Origin of the sequence: Streptomyces termitum (genome assembly GCF_014650175.1) — a bacterium.
Lineage (GTDB): Bacteria > Actinomycetota > Actinomycetes > Streptomycetales > Streptomycetaceae > Streptomyces > Streptomyces termitum.
Genome location: NZ_BMUL01000018.1, coordinates 89,414 through 106,774, shown reverse-complemented (window position 1 = coordinate 106,774; position 17,361 = coordinate 89,414). Strand labels below are relative to the sequence as shown.

Genomic DNA, 17,361 nt, shown 5'->3' with positions numbered 1-17,361 from the left:
TGAAGGGGGTGGGGCTCAGGGGCGGAAGGTGTCGTTCAGGACGAGCTGTCCGGAGGCGGGGACGGTCGCGGTGCGGTTGGCACCGGACTCCCAGGTGACGTTTCCGGCGGCGTCCTTGCGGACGTACTTGTACGCGAAGACCGTGCCGGCGGGCAGGTTCACCGTCAGCTTCCAGACGGGGTAGGCGGCCGGGTCGAGCTTGGGGGCGGCGGCCGGGGACCAGTTGCCCAGTTCGGGGCGGTCGCCGGTGACGTGGATGTTCTGGCCCATCACCGTGGTGGCGGTGGCGTTGAAGGCGGCGCCCGCGGTGGCGGGGGGCGTGGTCGGCGGCGTGGTGGGCGGGGTGGTGCCGGAGCCGCAGGTCATGGCGCCCGTGTGGAGGGCGAGGGCGGTGTTCGCGCCGAGGGTGGCGGTGAAGCGGCCGGAGCCGTCGACGGTGACCGGGGTGGCGGACTGCACGTCGCAGTAGGTGCCGGCGGGCAGGGAGGTCTGGAAGGTGCGGCTGAGCGGGGAGGACTCGTGGTTGAGGGCGACGTACGCCTTGTTCCCCCGGCCGAACGCGATCGCGTTGCCGCCGTTGTCCCACCAGTCGGTGACGGCCGTGCCGCGGGCGGTGTTGCGGAGGGCGACCATGGAGGAGATCTCGCGCCAGGCGTGCTGGCACTTCCAGCCGTCGGTGTAACAGGCGTTCACCTGGCCGCCGCCCGGCGGTCCCGCGTCCTTGTCGGTCCACTCGTAGCCGGAGTGGACGTCCGGGGAGCCGTAGGGCCAGGCGAGCATGAAGACGGAGGCGAGGGTGTAGTTCGCGCCGTCCTTGTAGTTGAGGGTGTCGCCGCCGCGCTCGGTGTCGTGGTTGTCGACGAAGACGGCGGACTTCCCGGAGGGCATGTAGCCCCACGCCTCGCCGAAGTTCTTGAGGTAGGAGATCTTCTCGTTCTGGAAGATCCGCTTGAGGTCGCGGGCGTAGCGGAACTCCTGGACGTCTCCGGTGCCGAGGTACTCGCTCGGGGAGACGGCCTCGCCGGCGCCGTGGATGGCCTCCTGCTTCCAGTAGGCGTTCGGGTCGGTCAGCCGGGACTTGATGGCGGCGAGGTCGGCGGCCGGCATGTGCTTGGCGGCGTCGATGCGCAGGCCGTCGACGCCGAGCGAGAGGAGGTCGTCGAGGTATCCGGCGATCTTGGCGCGGACCCACTCCTCGCCGGTGTCGAGGTCGGGGAGCTGGACCAGTTCGCAGTTCTGGACGTTGCCGCGGTCCCGGTAGTCGGAGATGGAGGCGCGGCAGTCGTCCATGTCGGAGCCGGAGTAGAGGCCCGGGTAGTCGTACTTGGAGAACGGGGTGCCGCCGGTTCCGGTGCCGGAGCCGTTGGCCATGTGGTTGATGACCGAGTCCGCGACCACCTTCACGCCGGCCGCGTGGCAGGTGTCGATCATGTTCTTGAAGGAGGCGCGGTCGCCGAGGCGGCCTGCGATCTTGTAGCTGACGGGCTGGTACGAGGTCCACCACTGGCCGCCCTGGAGGTGTTCCTGGGGCGGGGAGACCTGGACGTAGCCGTAGCCGGCGGGGCCGAGGCGGTCGGTGCACTCACGGGCCACCGAGTCGAACTTCCACTCGAACATCACCGCGGTGACGTCCTTCTCGCCGGGCGGGGTGGCCTGGGCGGGAGCGTTGACCGTGACGGCTGCGGCGGCTCCCGCCACAAGGGCGAGCGCGGCGGCCAGGGTCCTTCTTGCCATGTGCTTCCTCCTGTACGACGTCCCTGTCGTGGAGCGGGAGCCGCTCGGGGGGAGCCGCTCACCGGGATGCGATTCGCAAGACGTTGCCGAAAGGTTCAGCAATACTTTTCAGCCGCGACCGTAGGGGCGTACAGGCGTGCGGTCAATACCTCCCGCACGCCTTCGCAAGGGATTGCGCACAGGGTTACGCGCGGGGCTGCGGCGACTGCCCGGTGGAACCGCGCACCACCAGCTCCGGCTGGAAGACGAACTCGGTGCGCTGCACCGGATTGCCCTCGATCTCCTCCAGGAGCGCGCCGACCGCGGCCGTCGCCATCGCCTGCACCGGCTGGCGCACGGTGGTCAGCGGCGGATCGGTGAAGGCGACCAGCGGGGAGTCGTCGAAGCCGACGACGGAGACGTCCCCGGGCACGTCGAGGCCGCGGGCGCGGGCCGCCCGCACGGCGCCGAGCGCCATCAGGTCGGAGCCGCAGACGATGCCCGTACAGCCCTCGTCGAGCAGGATCTCGGCCGCCGCGTGGCCGCCCTCGACGCCGAACAGGGTGGGCCGCACGAAGCGTTCGGCCTCCGCCCGCTCCACGCCCAGCACCTCGTACAGCTCGGCGGCGAAGCCCTCCGCCTTGCGGCGCGAGGGCACGTACCGGGTCGGGCCGATGGCCAGGCCGATCCGCTCGTGGCCGAGTTCGGCGAGGTGCCGGACCGCCATCCGGGCCGCGGCCCGGTCGTCCGGGGAGACGAAGGTGGCGTCGATCCGCTCGTGGTAGCCGTTGATGAGGACGTACGGCACGCCCCGCTCGGTCAGCCGGGCGTACCGCCCCGGGTCGGCGGTGGCGTCCGCGTGCAGCCCGGAGAGGAAGACGATGCCGGCCACCCCGCGCTCCACCAGCTGGTCGACCAGCTCGTCCTCGGTGGCGCCGCCGGGCATCTGGGTGCAGAGCACCGGCGTGTAGCCGTGCCCGGCCAGGACCTGTTCGACGACCTGCGCGAAGGCCGGGAAGATCGGGTTGGTCAGCTCGGGCACCACCAGGCCGACCAGGCCGGCGCTGCGGCGTTTGAGCCGGACCGGGCGCTCGTAGCCGAGCACGTCGAGCGCGGCCAGCACCCGGTGCCGGGTGCCGCCGGCCACGCCCGCCTTGCCGTTGAGGACGCGGCTGACGGTGGCCTCGCTGACCCCGGACTGGGCCGCGATGTCCGCGAGCCGCGGGGCACCGGTGGCGGTGCCCCGCGGCGGGGGGATCGTCACACCGCCCACCAGACGGTGGTGTCGGCCGGGACCTCGGCCGCGTCGTCGACGATCCGCACCTCTTCGCTGGAGAGGAGGTACCGGCCGGGCAGCGGGACGGAGATGGCCCGGCCGGTGGTGTTGGCGGTGCAGACGAAGCCGCCGCGGCGGAAGGAGAGCACGCCCTCGGGCGCCTCCAGCCACTCGACGGCGTCGCCCGCACCGAGTTCGGGGCGCTCGCGGCGCACGGCGAGCGCGCTGCGGTACAGCTCCAGGGTGGAGCCGGGGTCGCCGGTCTGGGCCTCGACGCTCAGCTCGCCCCAGGAGGCCGGCTGCGGCAGCCAGGAACCGCCGGTGCCGAAGCCGTACGAGGAGCCCTCGGCGGTCCACGGGATCGGCACCCGGCAGCCGTCGCGGAAGCCGTCCTGGCCGCTGGCCCGCCAGAACGACGGGTCCTGGCGGACCTCGTCGGGCAGGTCGGTGACGTCGGGCAGGCCCAGCTCCTCGCCCTGGTAGAGGTAGGCGGAGCCGGGCAGCGCCAGCATCAGCAGGGTCGCGGCGCGGGCCCGGCGCAGGCCGAGGGCCCGGTCGCCGGGGGTGCGCAGCTGGGTGCCGAGGCCCGCCGGGTTGGCGAAGCGGGTGGCGTGCCGGGTGACGTCGTGGTTGGAGAGCACCCAGGTGGTGGGGGCGCCGACCGGGCGCATCGCGGCGAGCGAGGCGTCGATGACGGCGCGCAGCTCGGCGGCGTCCCAGTGGGTGCCCAGGTACTGGAAGTTGAACGCCTGGTGCATCTCGTCGGGGCGCACGTAGTTGGCGGTGCGCTCGACGGTCGGGGTCCACGCCTCGGCGACGAGGACGCGGTCGTCGCCGTACTCGGCGAGGATGCGGCGCCAGGAGCGGTAGATCTCGTGGACGCCGTCCTGGTCGAAGAAGGGCATGACGTCGTTGCCGAGCAGCTTGAGCTGGTCGTGGGCGCCGAGGTCGGGCAGGCCCTCGGCCTTGACCAGGCCGTGGGCGACGTCGACGCGGAAGCCGTCGACGCCCATGTCGAGCCAGAAGCGCAGGATGGAGCGGAACTCGTCGCGGACGGCCGGGTGCTCCCAGTTGAAGTCGGGCTGCTCCGGGGCGAAGAGGTGCAGGTACCAGTCGCCGGGGGTGCCGTCCGGGTTCTCGGTGCGGGTCCAGGCGGGGCCGCCGAAGATGGACTCCCAGTCGTTGGGCGGCAGTTCGCCGTCCGCGCCCTGGCCGGGGCGGAAGTGGTAGCGGTCGCGCAGCGGGGAGCCGGGGCCCTCGCGCAGGGCGCGCTGGAACCACTCGTGCCGGTCGGAGGAGTGGTTGGGGACCAGGTCCACGATGATGCGCAGGCCCAGGTCGTGGGCCTCGCGGATCAGCGCGTCGGCGTCGAGGAGCGAGCCGAACATCGGGTCGATGGCCCGGTAGTCGGCGACGTCGTAGCCGGCGTCCGCCTGCGGGGAGGCGTAGAAGGGGGAGAGCCAGACGGCGTCGACGCCGAGGTCCCTCAGGTACGGCAGCCGGCCGCGGACGCCCTCCAGGTCGCCCATGCCGTCGCCGTTGCCGTCGGCGAAGCTGCGCGGGTAGACCTGGTAGATCACCGCGTCTCTCCACCAGCCCGTGTCGGTGCCGGTGGTGGGGGCGGCGGCGGGGGCGGCGAGGTGCTGGGTCATGTCTTCCCTTGGTAAGGAGGAGGGGCGTGCGAAGAGGCGTACGGGGGCGGTGGCCAGGTCCCTCAGCCCTTGACGGCGCCGGCGGACATGCCGGTGACCAGGTGCCGCTGGGCGAAGAGGAACACCAGGGCGGCGGGGATGGCGATGAGCACGGAGGCCGCGGACATCGGACCCCACTGGGCGCCGTACTGGTTGACGAACTTCTGGAGACCGCCGGCGAGCGTCATGTTCTCGTCGCCGACCATGAACGCCGAGGCGTAGGCGACCTCGCCCCAGGCGGTGATGAAGGAGTAGAAGGCGGTCACCGCGATGCCGGGCTTGGCCAGCGGCAGGATGAGCCGCCAGAAGGTGCCGAAGGGGGTCAGCCCGTCGACGTAGCCCGACTCGTCGATCTCGCGCGGGATGGTGTCGAAGAAGCCCTTCATCATCCAGGCGCAGAACGGGACGGCGATGGTCAGGTAGGTGATGACCAGGCCGAGCGGCTCGTTGAGCAGCCCCATCGTCGACATGATGTTGTAGATCGGCACGATGAGGACGGCGACCGGGAACATCTGCGTGATGAGCAGGGTCCACATGAGGCCGCGCTTGCCGGGGAAGCGGAAGCGGCTGACCGCGTAGCCGGTGGTGGCGGAGATGAAGACGCCGACGACCGTGGTGAGGCCGGCGACGAGCAGCGAGTTGCCGAACCAGGTGAGGAAGGGGGTGTCGCTCAGCAGGTTCGTGTAGTTCTCGAACGTCGTCTCTTTGAAGAAGTCCGTGGTGGAGGCGTACTTCGCGGGCTTGAGCGAGGTCAGCAGGACCCACAGCACCGGGAAGACGGCGATCACGGAGGCGACGATCAGGCTGAGGTGCAGCCCCGCCGAGGCGAGCGGCGGCCCCGGATCGGGGCGTTGAGGGTCTGGGGGGTGGGGGTCGTGGTGGTCACCAGACATCTCCCTGCTTGCGGAGGACTCGCTGGTAGAACGCGGCGAAGATCATCAGGAGCACCAGGATGAGGACGCCCCACGTGGACGACTGGGCGAAGTCGCGCGGGCTGATCTCGAAGGAGAACTTGTACGCCTGGGTGACGAGGATCTGGGTGGCCTCGCCGGGCCCGCCCCGGGTGAGCAGGAAGATCACCGGGAACATGTTGAAGGTCCAGATGGTGGAGAGGAGGACCACCGTGGTGGAGACCGAGCGCAGGCCGGGCAGGGTGATGTTGCGGAAGCGCTGCCAGGCGTTGGCGCCGTCCATCTCGGCGGCCTCGTAGAGCTCGCCGGGGATGGACTGGAGGCCGCCGAGGAGGGCGACCATCATGAAGGGGACGCCCAGCCAGACGTTGACGGCGATGACCGAGAACTTGGCCATCAGCGGGTCGTTCAGCCACGGGACGGCGTCCATGCCGAGGCCGGAGAGGATCTGGTTGAGCATGCCGCGGCGCTCGTCGTAGAGGAAGCGCCAGGCGAAGACGGAGACGAAGCCGGGGATCGCCCAGGGGAGGATGAGCAGCATCCGGTAGACGGAGCGGCCGGCGATCCTGCGGTTGAGGACGTTGGCGAGGACCAGGCCGAGGGCGAAGGTCAGCGTCACGCAGGAGACGGTCCAGACGACCGTCCAGCCCAGGGTGCCGAGGAACTGGCTGCCGGTGAGGGCGTCCGTGTAGTTGTCCAGGCCGACGAACTCGTAGGTGGCCGGGATCTCGTTGACGCCGATCGTGCGGGCGACGTTGCGCTCGTTGGCGTCGGTCAGTGACAGGTACAGTCCGCGGACCAGCGGATAGCCGATGATCACGGCGATCACGATCACCACCGGGGCCACCATGGCCCAGGCGTACCAGTGCGTGGCGAGCGAGCGCTTCGGCGCCCGTCGCGAGCCAGTCCCGCGGCGCGGGCCGCGGGCGACGACGTCGCCCGCGGCCTTCGCCACCGACTGGCTGGGGGTGTCCACAGCCATCAGCCGGTCCGCCTTCCTCTTACTTCCAGTCCTTCAGGAGCTTGCGGTAGTTGTCGCCCACCGCCTTGGCTCCCTGCTCGGGGGTGGTCTGGCCGGTCAGGACCTTGGTGTACTCGACGCCCAGCGGGGCGAAGAGGCTGCCGGTCTCGGGGATCCAGGGGCGCTCGACGGCCTTGTCGATGACCGGCTTGAAGAAGGCGATCATCGGGTTGGTGACGACCTCCTTCTGCAGGTACACGGACTGGCGGGTCGGCAGGAGGCTCAGCTCCTTGGCGATCTGGGCCTGCACCTCGGGCGAGGACATGTACTCGGTGAAGGCGTAGGAGGCGTCCAGGTTCTTGGAGCCGGCGTACACCGCGAGGTTGTGGCCGCCCTGCGGGGAGCCCTGGCCGGCGGAGCCGGCCGGGACCGGGGCGATGCCGAGGTTCGCCTTGTCGGCGAACTCCTTGCCGGTGTAGGTGTCGGCCACGGCCCACGGGCCGTTGATCATCATGGCGACCTTGCCGTCCTTGAAGGACGCCTGCATGTTGTCCCAGCCGTTGGTCGCGTCGGTGATCGCGGCCTTGGAGTCGACCAGGTCCTTGACGGTCTTCATGGCCTTGACGCCGGCCTCGGAGTCGATCGTGACCGTCTTCTTGTCGGCGTCGACGAGGTCGCCGCCCTCGCCGTACAGGAAGGAGAGGAACCAGTACGGGTCGTCGCCGCGGAGGTACAGGCCGGTCTTGCCGGTCTTCTCCTTGATCTTGGCAGCGGCCGTCTTGAGGTCGGCGATACTGGCCGGGGCCTCGACGCCGGCCTCCTTGAGGATCTTCTTGTTGTAGAAGATGCCCATGGAGTCGATGACCTGCGGGACGGCGTAGGTCTTGCCCTTGTACTTGGTGGAGGCCGCGGCCTGCTCCAGGAAGTCTTCCTGGTTCTTCAGGGCGGGGGTGCCGTCGAGCGGGGCGAGGTAGCCGAGGTCGGCGAACTCGGGGGTCCAGGCGACCTCGGAGCGCATCACGTCGGGGGCGCCGGAGCCGGCCTGCGCGGCGTTCTTGAACTTGTTCTGCGCCTCACCGAAGGGCACGTTCACGTACTTGACGGTGACCTTCGGGTGCTTCTTGGTGAAGTCCTCGGCGATCTTCTTGAAGACCTTGTCCTCGGAGCCGACCGTGGAGGTGTCCCACCACGTCACGGTGCCGGAGAGCTCGCCCGAGCCCTTCGAGCCGCCGTTGGAACCGCCGTCGCTTCCGCCGCACGCCGCCAGGGTGACGCCCAGGGCCGCGACCAGCGCGGTGGCCGCTATGCCACGCCGCATGTGAACTCCTTCAACATGATCCCGGGGTGACGAGGGGCTGGAACCTGCCTCATGCGACCGCTCCCTCGCGGCGCTCCGGGTTGCCAGGAACGTAACAGGGATGAAAACGAGCCGAAAGAGCTTGCGTGGATTTTCTGCAAGAACCGGGGATCGTTACATCCGCGTGTCCCGAAGGTTGCCGTCGCGCCGCTTGACAGTGCTTCCGGCGTACGACTTCCGCCGTTCCGTCCCGTTTCCCCAGGCCGACGGGACGGGAGGGACCCGCCCCCGCCGCGCGGAACCGACCCCTTCCGCCCCCGCCGTCCCCCGGTTTCCCGGCCCCCGCCGCAAGAACTGCAAGCCTTTGCGGGCCGGCTTGCGACCGGCCTTGCGACGCCGTCGCCGCGTGACAGCCGGTGGGCAATACGCCGCGTGACCGGTACAGTCCACTCCCATGACCGCGCGGCTTGCCGACATCGCAGCCCAGGCGGGGGTCAGTGAAGCCACAGTCAGCCGCGTGCTCAACGGCAAGCCCGGTGTGGCCACCGCCACCCGCGAATCCGTGCTTGCCGCACTCGACGTGCTCGGCTACGAGCGTCCGGTCCGGCTGCGCCGGCGCAGCGCCGGCCTCGTCGGGCTGATCACCCCCGAACTGGACAACCCCATCTTCCCGGCCCTCGCCCAGGTCATCGGCCAGGCGCTGACCCGGCAGGGATACACCCCGGTGCTCGCCACCCAGACCCCCGGCGGGTCCACCGAGGACGAGCTCACCGACATGCTGGTGGAGCGCGGGGTGGCCGGCATCATCTTCGTCTCCGGCCTGCACGCGGACACCACCGCGGACACCCGCCGCTACGACCAGCTGCGCGGCAAGGGCGTCCCGTACGTCCTCATCAACGGCTTCTCCCCCAAGGTGCAGGCGCCGTTCGTCTCCCCCGACGACCGGGCCGCGATGCAGCTCGCCGTCACCCACCTCGCCGCCCTCGGCCACACCCGCATCGGGCTCGCCGTCGGCCCCAAGCGCTTCGTGCCGGTGCTCCGCAAGATCGAGGGCTTCCAGAAGGGCATGCGGGAGCGGCTCGGCCTCTCCCCCGAGGAGTCCGAGGAGCTGATCCAGCACTCCCTCTACACCCTGGAGGGCGGGCAGGCCGCCGCGGCCTCGCTCCTCTCCCGGGGCTGCACGGCCGTGGTCTGCGCCAGCGACATGATGGCGCTCGGCGCCATCCGCGCCGCCCGGCAGCAGGGTCTCCAGGTGCCCCGGGACGTCTCGGTGGTCGGCTTCGACGACTCCCCCCTCATAGCGTTCACCGATCCGCCGCTCACCACCATCCGGCAGCCCGTGCAGGCGATGGGGCAGGCCGCGGTGCGGGCCCTCCTGGAGGAGGTCGGGGGCACCCCCGCGCCGCACTCCGAGTTCGTCTTCATGCCGGAGCTCGTCGTCCGCGGCTCCACCGCCTCGGCCCCGCCCGCACAGCCGGACAGGGCCTAGGCCCTGTCCGGCGGACCTTCGCGGACCCGTCCGGGATCCCCCGGACGGGCCGTAGTCCTCAAGGCGGACGGGGTGCGCCGGGAACCCGACCGCGGGATGATCAGTCGGGGGAGCGCATCTGGCAAACTCTCTGCCTATGGGTGAAACGACCGTGAAGAGTTTGGACGACCGGACGACCCCGTCGTCACCCATCGTGGCCGACGGCCGGTGGGCGTGGCTGCGCGCGCGCAGCCCCCGCCGCCCCCGCATCTGGTTCGAACTGCTGCTGATCGCGATCAGCTACTGGGTGTACTCGCTGATCCGCAACGCGGTGCCGGAGCAGAAGGCGGAGGCGCTCAAGCACGCCGACTGGATCTGGAAGGCCGAGGGCTCGCTCGGCCTGGCCTTCGAGCACGCGGTCAACCACGCGGTGAACTCGGTGACATGGCTCATCGTGGCCATGAACTACTACTACGCGACGCTGCACTTCATCGTCACCATCGGTGTGCTCGTGTGGCTGTACCGACGGCAGCCGGGCCGTTACGCCGCGTTCCGCACGGTCCTCTTCGCCACCACCGCCGTCGCCCTGGTCGGCTACTACCTGTACCCGCTCGCGCCGCCCCGGCTGATGGAGAGCAAGGACTTCATCGACACCGTCCTGGTGCACCACACCTGGGGCTCGATGGCCTCCGGCGACCTCAAGCACGTGTCGAACCAGTACGCGGCCATGCCGTCCATGCACATCGGCTGGTCCACCTGGTGCGGTCTGACGATCTTCTTCCTGGCGAAGGCGCCCTGGGCCCGCGTCCTGGGCCTGCTCTACCCGGCGGCGACGCTGGTCGTCATCGTCGCCACCGCCAACCACTTCTGGCTGGACGCGGTCGGCGGCCTGCTCTGCCTCGCCTTCGGCTTCCTCGTCGCCTACTTCTGGTACGGCACCTGGCCCCAGCGCCTCCCGAAGCTGATCGAACCGGCCACCGCCGAGCCGCCCGCCGCGGCCTCCGCCGCCGCCTCCGCGGAGGAGCGGCGCGACGGGGCCGGGCCCCGGCCGGAGCGGGTCCGCTCCGACGCGTGACCCCCGGGGCCGCGGCCCCGGGCGCTCAGGCCCCGTAGAACAGCTCCTCCACCACCGCGCGGGCCCGCCGGGTGATCCGCCGGTAGTCGTCCACCATCTCGCCGACGTGCCCGGGGCCGTACCCCAGGTAGCGGCCCACGGCGGCCAGCTCGCGCGGCTCCGGGGGGAAGGTGTCGCCGGCGCGGCCCCGGACCAGCATCACCGCGTTGCGCACCCGGGTCGCCAGCACCCACGCCTCGTCCAGGGTCTGCGCCTCCTCCCCCGGGATCAGCCCGGCGGCGTGCGCGGCGGCCAGCGCCTCCCGGGTCCGGGTGGTGCGCAGCCCCGGCTCGGCCCAGCCGTGCCGCATCTGGAGCAGCTGGACGGTCCACTCGACGTCGCTGAGCCCGCCCCGGCCCAGTTTGGCGTGCAGGGTCGGGTCGGCGCCGCGCGGCAGCCGCTCGGACTCCATGCGGGCCTTCAGCCGGCGGATCTCGCGGACCGCGTCGTCGCCCAGCCCCTCGACGGGGTAGCGCAGCGGGTCGACCAGCTCGACGAACCGCTCCCCCAGCTCCCGGTCGCCGGCCATCGGCGCGGCCCGCAGCAGCGCCTGCGCCTCCCACACCAGCGACCAGCGCTGGTAGTAGGCCCGGTAGGAGGCCAGGGTACGGACCATCGGGCCGCTGCGGCCCTCCGGGCGCAGGTCGGCGTCGATGAGCAGCGGCGGATCGGTGGTGGGCAGCTGGAGCAGCCGGCGCATCTCGACCACGACCCGGTTGGCGGCCCGCGCCGCCTCCTGCTCGTCCACGCCCTCGCGCGGCTCGTGCACGAAGAGGACGTCGGCGTCGGAGCCGTAACCCAGCTCGTGGCCGCCGAAGCGGCCCATGCCGATGACGGCGAAGCGGGTGGGCAGCTCGTCGCCCCACTCGGCGCGGACGGCGGCGCGCAGGGCGCCGGCGAGGGTGGCGGCGTTGAGGTCGGTGACGGCCTGCCCGATCCGGTCGACCAGGGCGCCCGGGTCGGAGGTGCGGGGGCTGTCCTCGGTGCCGTACGAGTCGATGAGGTCGGCGGCGGCGGTACGGAACAGCTCGCGGCGGCGCACCCCGCGGGCGGCGGCGACGGCCTGCTCGGCGCCGTCCGCGCGGCCCACCGCGGCCAGCACCTCCTGCTCCAGGTGGTCGCGGCCGCGCGGCGCCAGGCCGCCGGGGTCGCCGAGTATGGCGACCGCCTCGGGGGCCCGCAGCAGCAGGTCGGGGGCGAACCGGCCGGCCGACAGGACCCGGGCCAGGTTCTCGGCGGCGGCGCCCTCGTCGCGCAGCAGCCGCAGGTACCAGGGGGTCTTGCCCAGGGCGTCGGAGACCTTGCGGAAGCCGAGCAGGCCCGCGTCCGGGTCGGCGGAGTCCGCGAACCAGCCGAGCAGCACCGGCAGCAGGGTCCGCTGGATGGCGGCCTTGCGGCTGACGCCGGAGGCCAGCGCCTCCAGGTGGCGCAGGGCGGCCGCCGGGTCCGCGTAGCCGAGGGCTTCGAGGCGCTGGCCCGCCGCCTGCGGGCTGAGCCGGATCTCGCCGGGGGCGAGCTGGGCGACGGCGTCGAGCAGCGGGCGGTAGAACAGCTTCTCGTGGAGGCGCCGGACGACGGCCGCGTGCCGCTTCCACTCCCTGGTGAGGGAGGCGACCGGATCGGTGCGCAGGCCGAGGGAGCGGCCGAGGCGGCGCAGGTCGGCCTCGTCCTCGGGGACCAGGTGGGTGCGGCGCAGCCGGTACAGCTGGATGCGGTGCTCCATCGCCCGCAGGAAGCGGTACGCCTCGTCGAGCTGGGCCGCGTCGGCGCGGCCGACGTAGCCGCCGGCGGCGAGGGCGGCGAGCGCGTCGAGGGTGGTGCCGCTGTGCAGGGTGGCGTCGCTGCGGCCGTGCACGAGCTGGAGCAGCTGGACGGCGAACTCGACGTCCCGCAGACCGCCGGGACCGAGCTTGAGCTCGCGGTCGATCCGGTCGGCCGGGATGTTGTCGACGACGCGGCGGCGCATGGCCTGCACGTCGGTGACGAAGTTCTCCCGCTCGGCGGCCTGCCAGACCATCGGGGAGACGGCGTCGAGGTAGGCGGCGCCCAGGGACGGGTCGCCGGCCACCGCGCGGGCCTTGAGCAGCGCCTGGAACTCCCACGTCTTGGCCCAGCGCTGGTAGTAGGCCAGGTGGGAGGAGAGGGTGCGCACCAGCGGCCCGTTGCGGCCCTCGGGGCGGAGGTTGGCGTCGACCGGCCAGATCGTGCCCTCGACGGTGGTCTCGGAGCAGATCCGCATGAGGTGGGCGGCGAGCCGGGTCGCGGCCTGGAGCGCCTTGCCCTCGTCGGCGCCCTCGGCGGGCTCCCCGACGAAGATGACGTCCACGTCGGAGACGTAGTTCAGCTCGTGGCCGCCGCACTTGCCCATGGCGATCACGGCGAGCCGGCACTGGGCGGCGTCGGCGGGGGCGGCCGCCCGTGCCAGGCCGAGGGCGGCCCGCAGGGTCGCGGTGGCCAGGTCCGCGAGCTCGGCGGCGGTCTGGGCGACGTCGGTCGTGCCGCACACGTCGCGCGCCGCTATCCCCAGCAGGCAGCGGCGGTAGGCGACCCGCAGCGCGACCTCGTCGCCCGCCTCCGCGAGGCCCCGCTCGAACTCCGCCACCCCCGGATGCAGGTCCACCGCCTCGTACGTGACCAGCGTCTCCCAGTCCCTCGGGTGCCGCGCCAGGTGGTCCGCGAGCGCCTCCGAGGTGCCGAGCACCCCGAGCAGCCGGTCCCGGAACGGCTTCGCCGACACCAGCGTGGTCGTGAGCGCGGCCCGCTCCGTCTCCGGCTGCGCCTCCGCCAGCCGCACCAGCCCCCGCAGCGCCAGGTCCGGATCGGCCGTGGCCCCGAGCGCGTCCAGGAGTACGGGATCCCCCCGGAGCGCGTCGAGCGCGGGCAGGTCCAGCAGCCGCTCGGCCGCGGAAGGGTCGGTGAACCCGTGCCGCAGCAGCCGTGAGAACGTACTGCTCCTGCGCCCCGGCACCGTCATCTCCGCCGCTCCCTCCAAGCCCGCACGCCTTCGGCGTCGAGCCTATCCGCAGGAGGGGGCGGGGGCGTGCGGGTGGCGGGGGGCGGCGGGGCGGGCCGGATATCGGATCCAGGATCTTGGATCCGATATCCGGGATCCGGGATCCCGGATCCAACGTCCGGGATCCCATGTCCAACCTCCCGGATCCAAGATCCCTCATCCGATCAGTCGTTCAGCAGCACCGGAAAGGACTCCAGGTCGTTCTGCGTCATCACCGGCAGGTTGCGGAGTTCCCCGGAGGGCACGGCGAGCGCGAGGCGCGGGAAGCGGGCGAAGAGGGCCGGCAGGGCGATACCCGCCTCGACGCGGGAGAGGGCGGCGCCGGGGCAGATGTGCGGGCCGTGGCCGAAGGTCATGTGCCGGATCGGGGCCGGACGGGTGAGGTCGAAGGCGTCCGCCTCCGGGCCGTGCTGTTCGGGGTCGCGGCCGATGACCCGGTAGGAGATGACGACGCCCTCGCCCTCGGCGATGACCTGGTCGCCGACCTCGATGTCCTCGGTGGCGAACCGCATGAGCAGGTGGGTGGTGGGGGTGTCCCAGCGCAGGGTCTCCTCGATGACCTGCTCCCAGGAGATCTCGCCGGCCAGGACCAGGCGCAGCTGGTCGGGGTGGGTGAGGAGGGCGCGCACGGCGTTGAGGATGAGGCCGATGGTGGTCTCGTGCCCGGCGGCGACCATGGCCTTGAGGTTGCCGACGACCTCTTCCTCGGTGAGCGGTTCGCCGCCCTCGTCGGCGAGGATCAGGGCGGAGGTCAGGTCGTCGGTGGGGTGGGCGGTCTTCTGCCGGACGAGGTCGGCGTAGAAGACGTCGAGGTCGGCGAGGAGGGCGAGGCGCTCGTCCTGCGGGGTGAGCATGGAGAAGAACTTCTTGTACTGGCGGGTGAGCATCGTGTTGGCCTCGGGGTCGACGCCCATCAGCATGCCGACGACCCGCATGGGCAGCGGCTGCGCGTAGACGGCCTTGAGGTCGACGACGGCGCCGTCCGCGCCGCCCGCCGCGAGCGCGTCGAGGAGTTCGGCGGTGAACTTCTCGATGTCGGGGCGGATCGCCTCCAGGCGGCGCGGGGTGAGCGCCTGGGAGGTCTTGGTGCGCAGTCGGCGGTGCTCCTCGCCGTCGACGGTGAACATGGAGCGGCCGGCGTCGACCATGCCGATGAGGGGCCAGGCGCGGGTGACCTGTCCGGTGCGCCACAGCTCCCAGGCGTCCAGGTCCTTCACGAGGCGGGGGTCGAGCAGGAGGCGGCGGGCGTCGGCGTGCCGGGTGACGGCCCGGGCGGGCACGCCGAGCAGGTCGATCCGGGCCAGCGGGCCGGCGTCCCGGATGCGCGCGGTCTCGCCGTCGAGGTCCCCGACCATCGGGTCGATGACGACGGTGTCCCCGGCCTGTGCGGCGGCGGCGTGAGGGCAGGTCACGAGAGGTCTCCTGTCGTGGGTACGGGGGTGAACCGGACGGGGAGGGCGGTGCTGCCGCGCAGGAAGGCGGACGGCCGGCGGACCAGTTCCTCGGGCTTCACGGTGAGTTCGAGGTCGGGGAGCCGGTCGAGGAGGACTTCGATGCCGGTCCTGGCGATGATCTCGGCGATCTCCTGGGCGGGGAAGGGGCAGCGGTACTCGCCGTGGCTGAAGGCGAGGTGGGCGCCGCCGCCGCTGGAGCCGTCCTGGCGGACCAGCGGGTCGGTGTTGGCGGCGCCGAGGCCGAGGAGGAGCATGTCGCCGGCCTTGATCAGGCGGTTGCCGAGCCGGGTGTCGCGGGCGGGCCAGCGGCCGGCGAGGATCTGGGTGGGGCCGTCCTCCCAGAGCACTTCGGTCATGGCGTCGGCGACGCTGTGGCGGCCGCCGGCCATGGAGTCGGCGAAGCCGTCCTCGGTGAGCATGAGGCGGACGGAGTTGCCGATCCAGTCGGCGGTGGTGAGGTGTCCGGCGGCGGTGATCGCCATCAGGTCGAGCATGTACTCCTCGTCCGTGAACTCCTCGGGGAAGGCGAGCATCCGGGAGGTCACGTCGTCGCCGGGTTCGGCCCGTTTGGCGGCGACCAGCCGGGCCATGTGCCCGGCGAAGCGCTGGTGGGCCTCCTGGGCGCCGGGACCGCCGTCGGCGAGGTCCTTCAGGACGCGGGCGATGTCGGCGCCCTCGTCGTCGGGGAAGCCGACGAGGCGGGCGAGGACGAGGACGGGGAGGGGTTCGCAGAAGGCGGCGACGAGGTCGGCGGTGCCGCGCCCGCAGAAGGCGTCGACGAGCCGGTCGGCGAGCTGCTCGGCGTGGGCCCGTACCTCGAAGGGGTCGACGGCCTCCAGGGCGGGGACGACCATCCGGACGTGCCGCCGGTGCTCCTCGCCGGCGCTGAAGTAGATGGACGGCAGGGGGCGGCCGACCATGGGGAGCAGCGGCCAGTCGTCGGGGACGTTCGGCCACTGGTTCCAGCGGCCGACGTCGCGGGGGAAGAGTTCGCCGTCGCTGGTGACCTGGTGGACCTCGCGGTAGCCGATGACGAGCCAGGCGGGCAGGCCGCCGGGCAGTTCGACCGGGACGACGGAGCCGTGATCGCGGCGCATGGCCCGGTAGACGGCCTGCGGGTCGGTCTGGAATCCGGGGCCGGAGAGGGGGACGGCACCGGCCGGGCAGCCGGCCGGCGGCACCGGGTCGGGGGCACGTCCGGGGGAGGGGGAACCAGTCGTCATGAGTCCTGTCTCCTGTGGTGACATGGCGTCGACCCGGTCAACGAGTGGTCACTATAAGGAGGTTGTACGGCTCAGGTCCGGCCGTTCACGATCATTTCAACTCACGGAGCGAAAAGATCAGGTCACGCGACCGGAGGCAAGGCACTTCTCCGTCAAGTCGGCGCGACGAGACCGACACGCCGCCACGACCGCGAGACGCTCGGCGATGTCCGCGACACGCTCGGTGACGACATGCGGCCGGGGGCGGGGTGCGCGAGGGTGGTCCCATGAACTGGACCCTCGAAGTCGTCCGCGTCCCCGTCTCCGACCTGGACCGGGCGAAGGAGTTCTACGGCGGGAAGTGCGGCTTCACCGTCGACCTGGACGACGAGGTCGCCCCCGGCACCCGGATCGTCCAGGTCACGCCGCCGGGCTCGCGCTGCTCGATCGCCCTGGTCTCCGGCCTGCCCCCGCTGCCCGGCACCCGGACGATGGCCCCCGGCACCCTGCACGGCCTCCAGCTCTGCGTCACCGACATCGAGGCGGCCCGCGAGAAGCTCGTCGCGGCGGGCGTGGCGGCCTCGCCGGTGATGCACATGGGGCCGGGCGGCTGGGAGGAGGGCAAGGGCCCCGCCTGGAACTCGTTCCTCGGCTTCGAGGACCCGGACGGCAACGGCTGGATCCTCCAGGAGGCCCCCACGGAGCTCTCGGAACGCTGAGGCCCTACCCCTTCAACTCCAGCCGGTAGTGGACGAGTTCACTGTCCTCCCCCACCCGGAGCATCCCGGCGGCCTCCATCACCCGGTGCGAGGCCGTGTTCTCCGGGTCGGCGTCGCCCCGGACCGCGCGCGCCCCGGCCTGCCGGGCGATCCCGATGAGCGCCCGCAGCGCCTCGGAGGCGTACCCCCGCCCCCGCACCCCGGGCAGGATCCCGTATCCGACGGTGACGGCCCCGTCCGGGTCCGGCGGCCCGTGGAACCCGATCCCGCCGACCGCGACCCCGCCCTCGGGAAGCCGCATCTGGTACGTCCGGTACGGCCCCGGATCGCCGCGCTCGGCCACCCCGCGCAGGAACGCCCCGGCCGCGACGACATCCCCCTCCCCCGGATACCCCTCCGCCCACCGGTCCCCCGGCCCGGCCTCCCGGGCCACGATGCGCTCGGACTCGGCGACGGACAACGGATGCAGAAGAAGCCGCTCGGTGGCGACGGTACGCAAGCTCACGGCGGCAGCCTGAACCATCACCGCCCCCGGGGCAACG

13 protein-coding genes are annotated in these 17,361 nt (G+C 72.1%); 3 read left to right on the top strand and 10 right to left on the bottom strand.

The annotated features are described in order from the left end of the window. Positions 1–15: 15 nt before the first annotated feature. From IE219_RS27070 to IE219_RS27045, 6 genes are all read right to left on the bottom strand, one after another. Positions 16–1,734, bottom strand: a complete 1,719-nt coding sequence (locus IE219_RS27070) for a carbohydrate-binding module family 20 domain-containing protein (protein WP_189982143.1) — start codon at positions 1,732–1,734, stop codon at positions 16–18. Positions 1,735–1,918: 184 nt separating this feature from the next. Further along, positions 1,919–2,986, bottom strand: coding sequence for a LacI family DNA-binding transcriptional regulator (locus IE219_RS27065; protein WP_189982141.1), 1,068 nt, complete (start codon positions 2,984–2,986; stop codon positions 1,919–1,921). Further along, complete coding sequence (locus IE219_RS27060) at positions 2,974–4,641, bottom strand: glycoside hydrolase family 13 protein (protein WP_189982139.1); 1,668 nt, start codon at positions 4,639–4,641, stop codon at positions 2,974–2,976. The genes IE219_RS27065 and IE219_RS27060 overlap by 13 nt, the downstream gene beginning before the upstream one ends. 62 nt (positions 4,642–4,703) lie before the next feature. Beyond that, on the bottom strand, positions 4,704–5,573 hold the full coding sequence (locus tag IE219_RS27055) for a sugar ABC transporter permease (RefSeq protein ID WP_189982137.1): 870 nt from the start codon (positions 5,571–5,573) through the stop codon (positions 4,704–4,706). Continuing rightward, the gene (locus tag IE219_RS27050; RefSeq protein WP_189982135.1) at positions 5,563–6,573 is read right to left on the bottom strand and encodes a carbohydrate ABC transporter permease; all 1,011 of its coding nucleotides are present in this window, start codon (positions 6,571–6,573) and stop codon (positions 5,563–5,565) included. Before IE219_RS27050 ends, IE219_RS27055 begins: the two co-directional genes overlap by 11 nt. Before the next feature lie 19 nt (positions 6,574–6,592). Continuing rightward, positions 6,593–7,870 carry an extracellular solute-binding protein gene (locus IE219_RS27045; RefSeq protein ID WP_189982133.1) on the bottom strand — a complete coding sequence of 426 codons (1,278 nt, stop codon included), beginning with the start codon at positions 7,868–7,870 and terminating at the stop codon, positions 6,593–6,595. A gap of 433 nt (positions 7,871–8,303) precedes the next feature. On the opposite strand from IE219_RS27045, the gene IE219_RS27040 reads away from it, so the two are divergent. Next, positions 8,304–9,338 carry a LacI family DNA-binding transcriptional regulator gene (locus IE219_RS27040; RefSeq protein ID WP_189982131.1) on the top strand — a complete coding sequence of 345 codons (1,035 nt, stop codon included), beginning with the start codon at positions 8,304–8,306 and terminating at the stop codon, positions 9,336–9,338. Positions 9,339–9,474: 136 nt separating this feature from the next. Next, positions 9,475–10,392: a phosphatase PAP2 family protein gene (locus IE219_RS27035; RefSeq protein ID WP_189982129.1), complete on the top strand. Its 918-nt coding sequence runs from the start codon at positions 9,475–9,477 to the stop codon at positions 10,390–10,392. Positions 10,393–10,417: 25 nt separating this feature from the next. Here IE219_RS27035 and IE219_RS27030 read toward each other — a convergent pair whose 3' ends face one another. The 3 genes from IE219_RS27030 to IE219_RS27020 all read right to left on the bottom strand — a co-directional run bounded on the left by IE219_RS27030 (position 10,418) and on the right by IE219_RS27020 (position 16,121). Beyond that, positions 10,418–13,405: a bifunctional [glutamine synthetase] adenylyltransferase/[glutamine synthetase]-adenylyl-L-tyrosine phosphorylase gene (locus tag IE219_RS27030; protein WP_189982127.1), complete on the bottom strand. Its 2,988-nt coding sequence runs from the start codon at positions 13,403–13,405 to the stop codon at positions 10,418–10,420. A 203-nt stretch (positions 13,406–13,608) separates the two neighbouring features. After that, entirely contained in the window at positions 13,609–14,856 is a 1,248-nt protein-coding gene (locus tag IE219_RS27025) for a cytochrome P450 family protein (RefSeq protein WP_189982125.1), read from the bottom strand. Further along, the gene (locus tag IE219_RS27020; protein WP_189982123.1) at positions 14,853–16,121 is read right to left on the bottom strand and encodes a cytochrome P450; all 1,269 of its coding nucleotides are present in this window, start codon (positions 16,119–16,121) and stop codon (positions 14,853–14,855) included. The genes IE219_RS27025 and IE219_RS27020 overlap by 4 nt, the downstream gene beginning before the upstream one ends. A gap of 266 nt (positions 16,122–16,387) precedes the next feature. On the opposite strand from IE219_RS27020, the gene IE219_RS27015 reads away from it, so the two are divergent. Next, positions 16,388–16,819 (top strand): VOC family protein, encoded by a 432-nt coding sequence (locus IE219_RS27015; RefSeq protein ID WP_189982121.1) that lies wholly within the window; start codon positions 16,388–16,390, stop codon positions 16,817–16,819. Between the two features lie 4 nt (positions 16,820–16,823). Here IE219_RS27015 and IE219_RS27010 read toward each other — a convergent pair whose 3' ends face one another. Then, complete coding sequence (locus tag IE219_RS27010; RefSeq protein WP_229850032.1) at positions 16,824–17,324, bottom strand: GNAT family N-acetyltransferase; 501 nt, start codon at positions 17,322–17,324, stop codon at positions 16,824–16,826. Positions 17,325–17,361: the final 37 nt, after the last annotated feature.

What these genes read in the sequence shown, in the direction of transcription:
- IE219_RS27020 (WP_189982123.1), bottom strand. Translation starts at nt 16,121, where the DNA reads ATGACGACTGGTTCCCCCTCCCCCGGACGTGCCCCCGACCCGGTGCCG.
- IE219_RS27035 (WP_189982129.1), top strand. Translation starts at nt 9,475, where the DNA reads ATGGGTGAAACGACCGTGAAGAGTTTGGACGACCGGACGACCCCGTCG.
- IE219_RS27060 (WP_189982139.1), bottom strand. Translation starts at nt 4,641, where the DNA reads ATGACCCAGCACCTCGCCGCCCCCGCCGCCGCCCCCACCACCGGCACC.
- IE219_RS27030 (WP_189982127.1), bottom strand. Translation starts at nt 13,405, where the DNA reads ATGACGGTGCCGGGGCGCAGGAGCAGTACGTTCTCACGGCTGCTGCGG.
- IE219_RS27050 (WP_189982135.1), bottom strand. Translation starts at nt 6,573, where the DNA reads ATGGCTGTGGACACCCCCAGCCAGTCGGTGGCGAAGGCCGCGGGCGAC.
- IE219_RS27045 (WP_189982133.1), bottom strand. Translation starts at nt 7,870, where the DNA reads ATGCGGCGTGGCATAGCGGCCACCGCGCTGGTCGCGGCCCTGGGCGTC.
- IE219_RS27040 (WP_189982131.1), top strand. Translation starts at nt 8,304, where the DNA reads ATGACCGCGCGGCTTGCCGACATCGCAGCCCAGGCGGGGGTCAGTGAA.
- IE219_RS27070 (WP_189982143.1), bottom strand. Translation starts at nt 1,734, where the DNA reads ATGGCAAGAAGGACCCTGGCCGCCGCGCTCGCCCTTGTGGCGGGAGCC.
- IE219_RS27015 (WP_189982121.1), top strand. Translation starts at nt 16,388, where the DNA reads ATGAACTGGACCCTCGAAGTCGTCCGCGTCCCCGTCTCCGACCTGGAC.
- IE219_RS27055 (WP_189982137.1), bottom strand. Translation starts at nt 5,573, where the DNA reads ATGTCTGGTGACCACCACGACCCCCACCCCCCAGACCCTCAACGCCCC.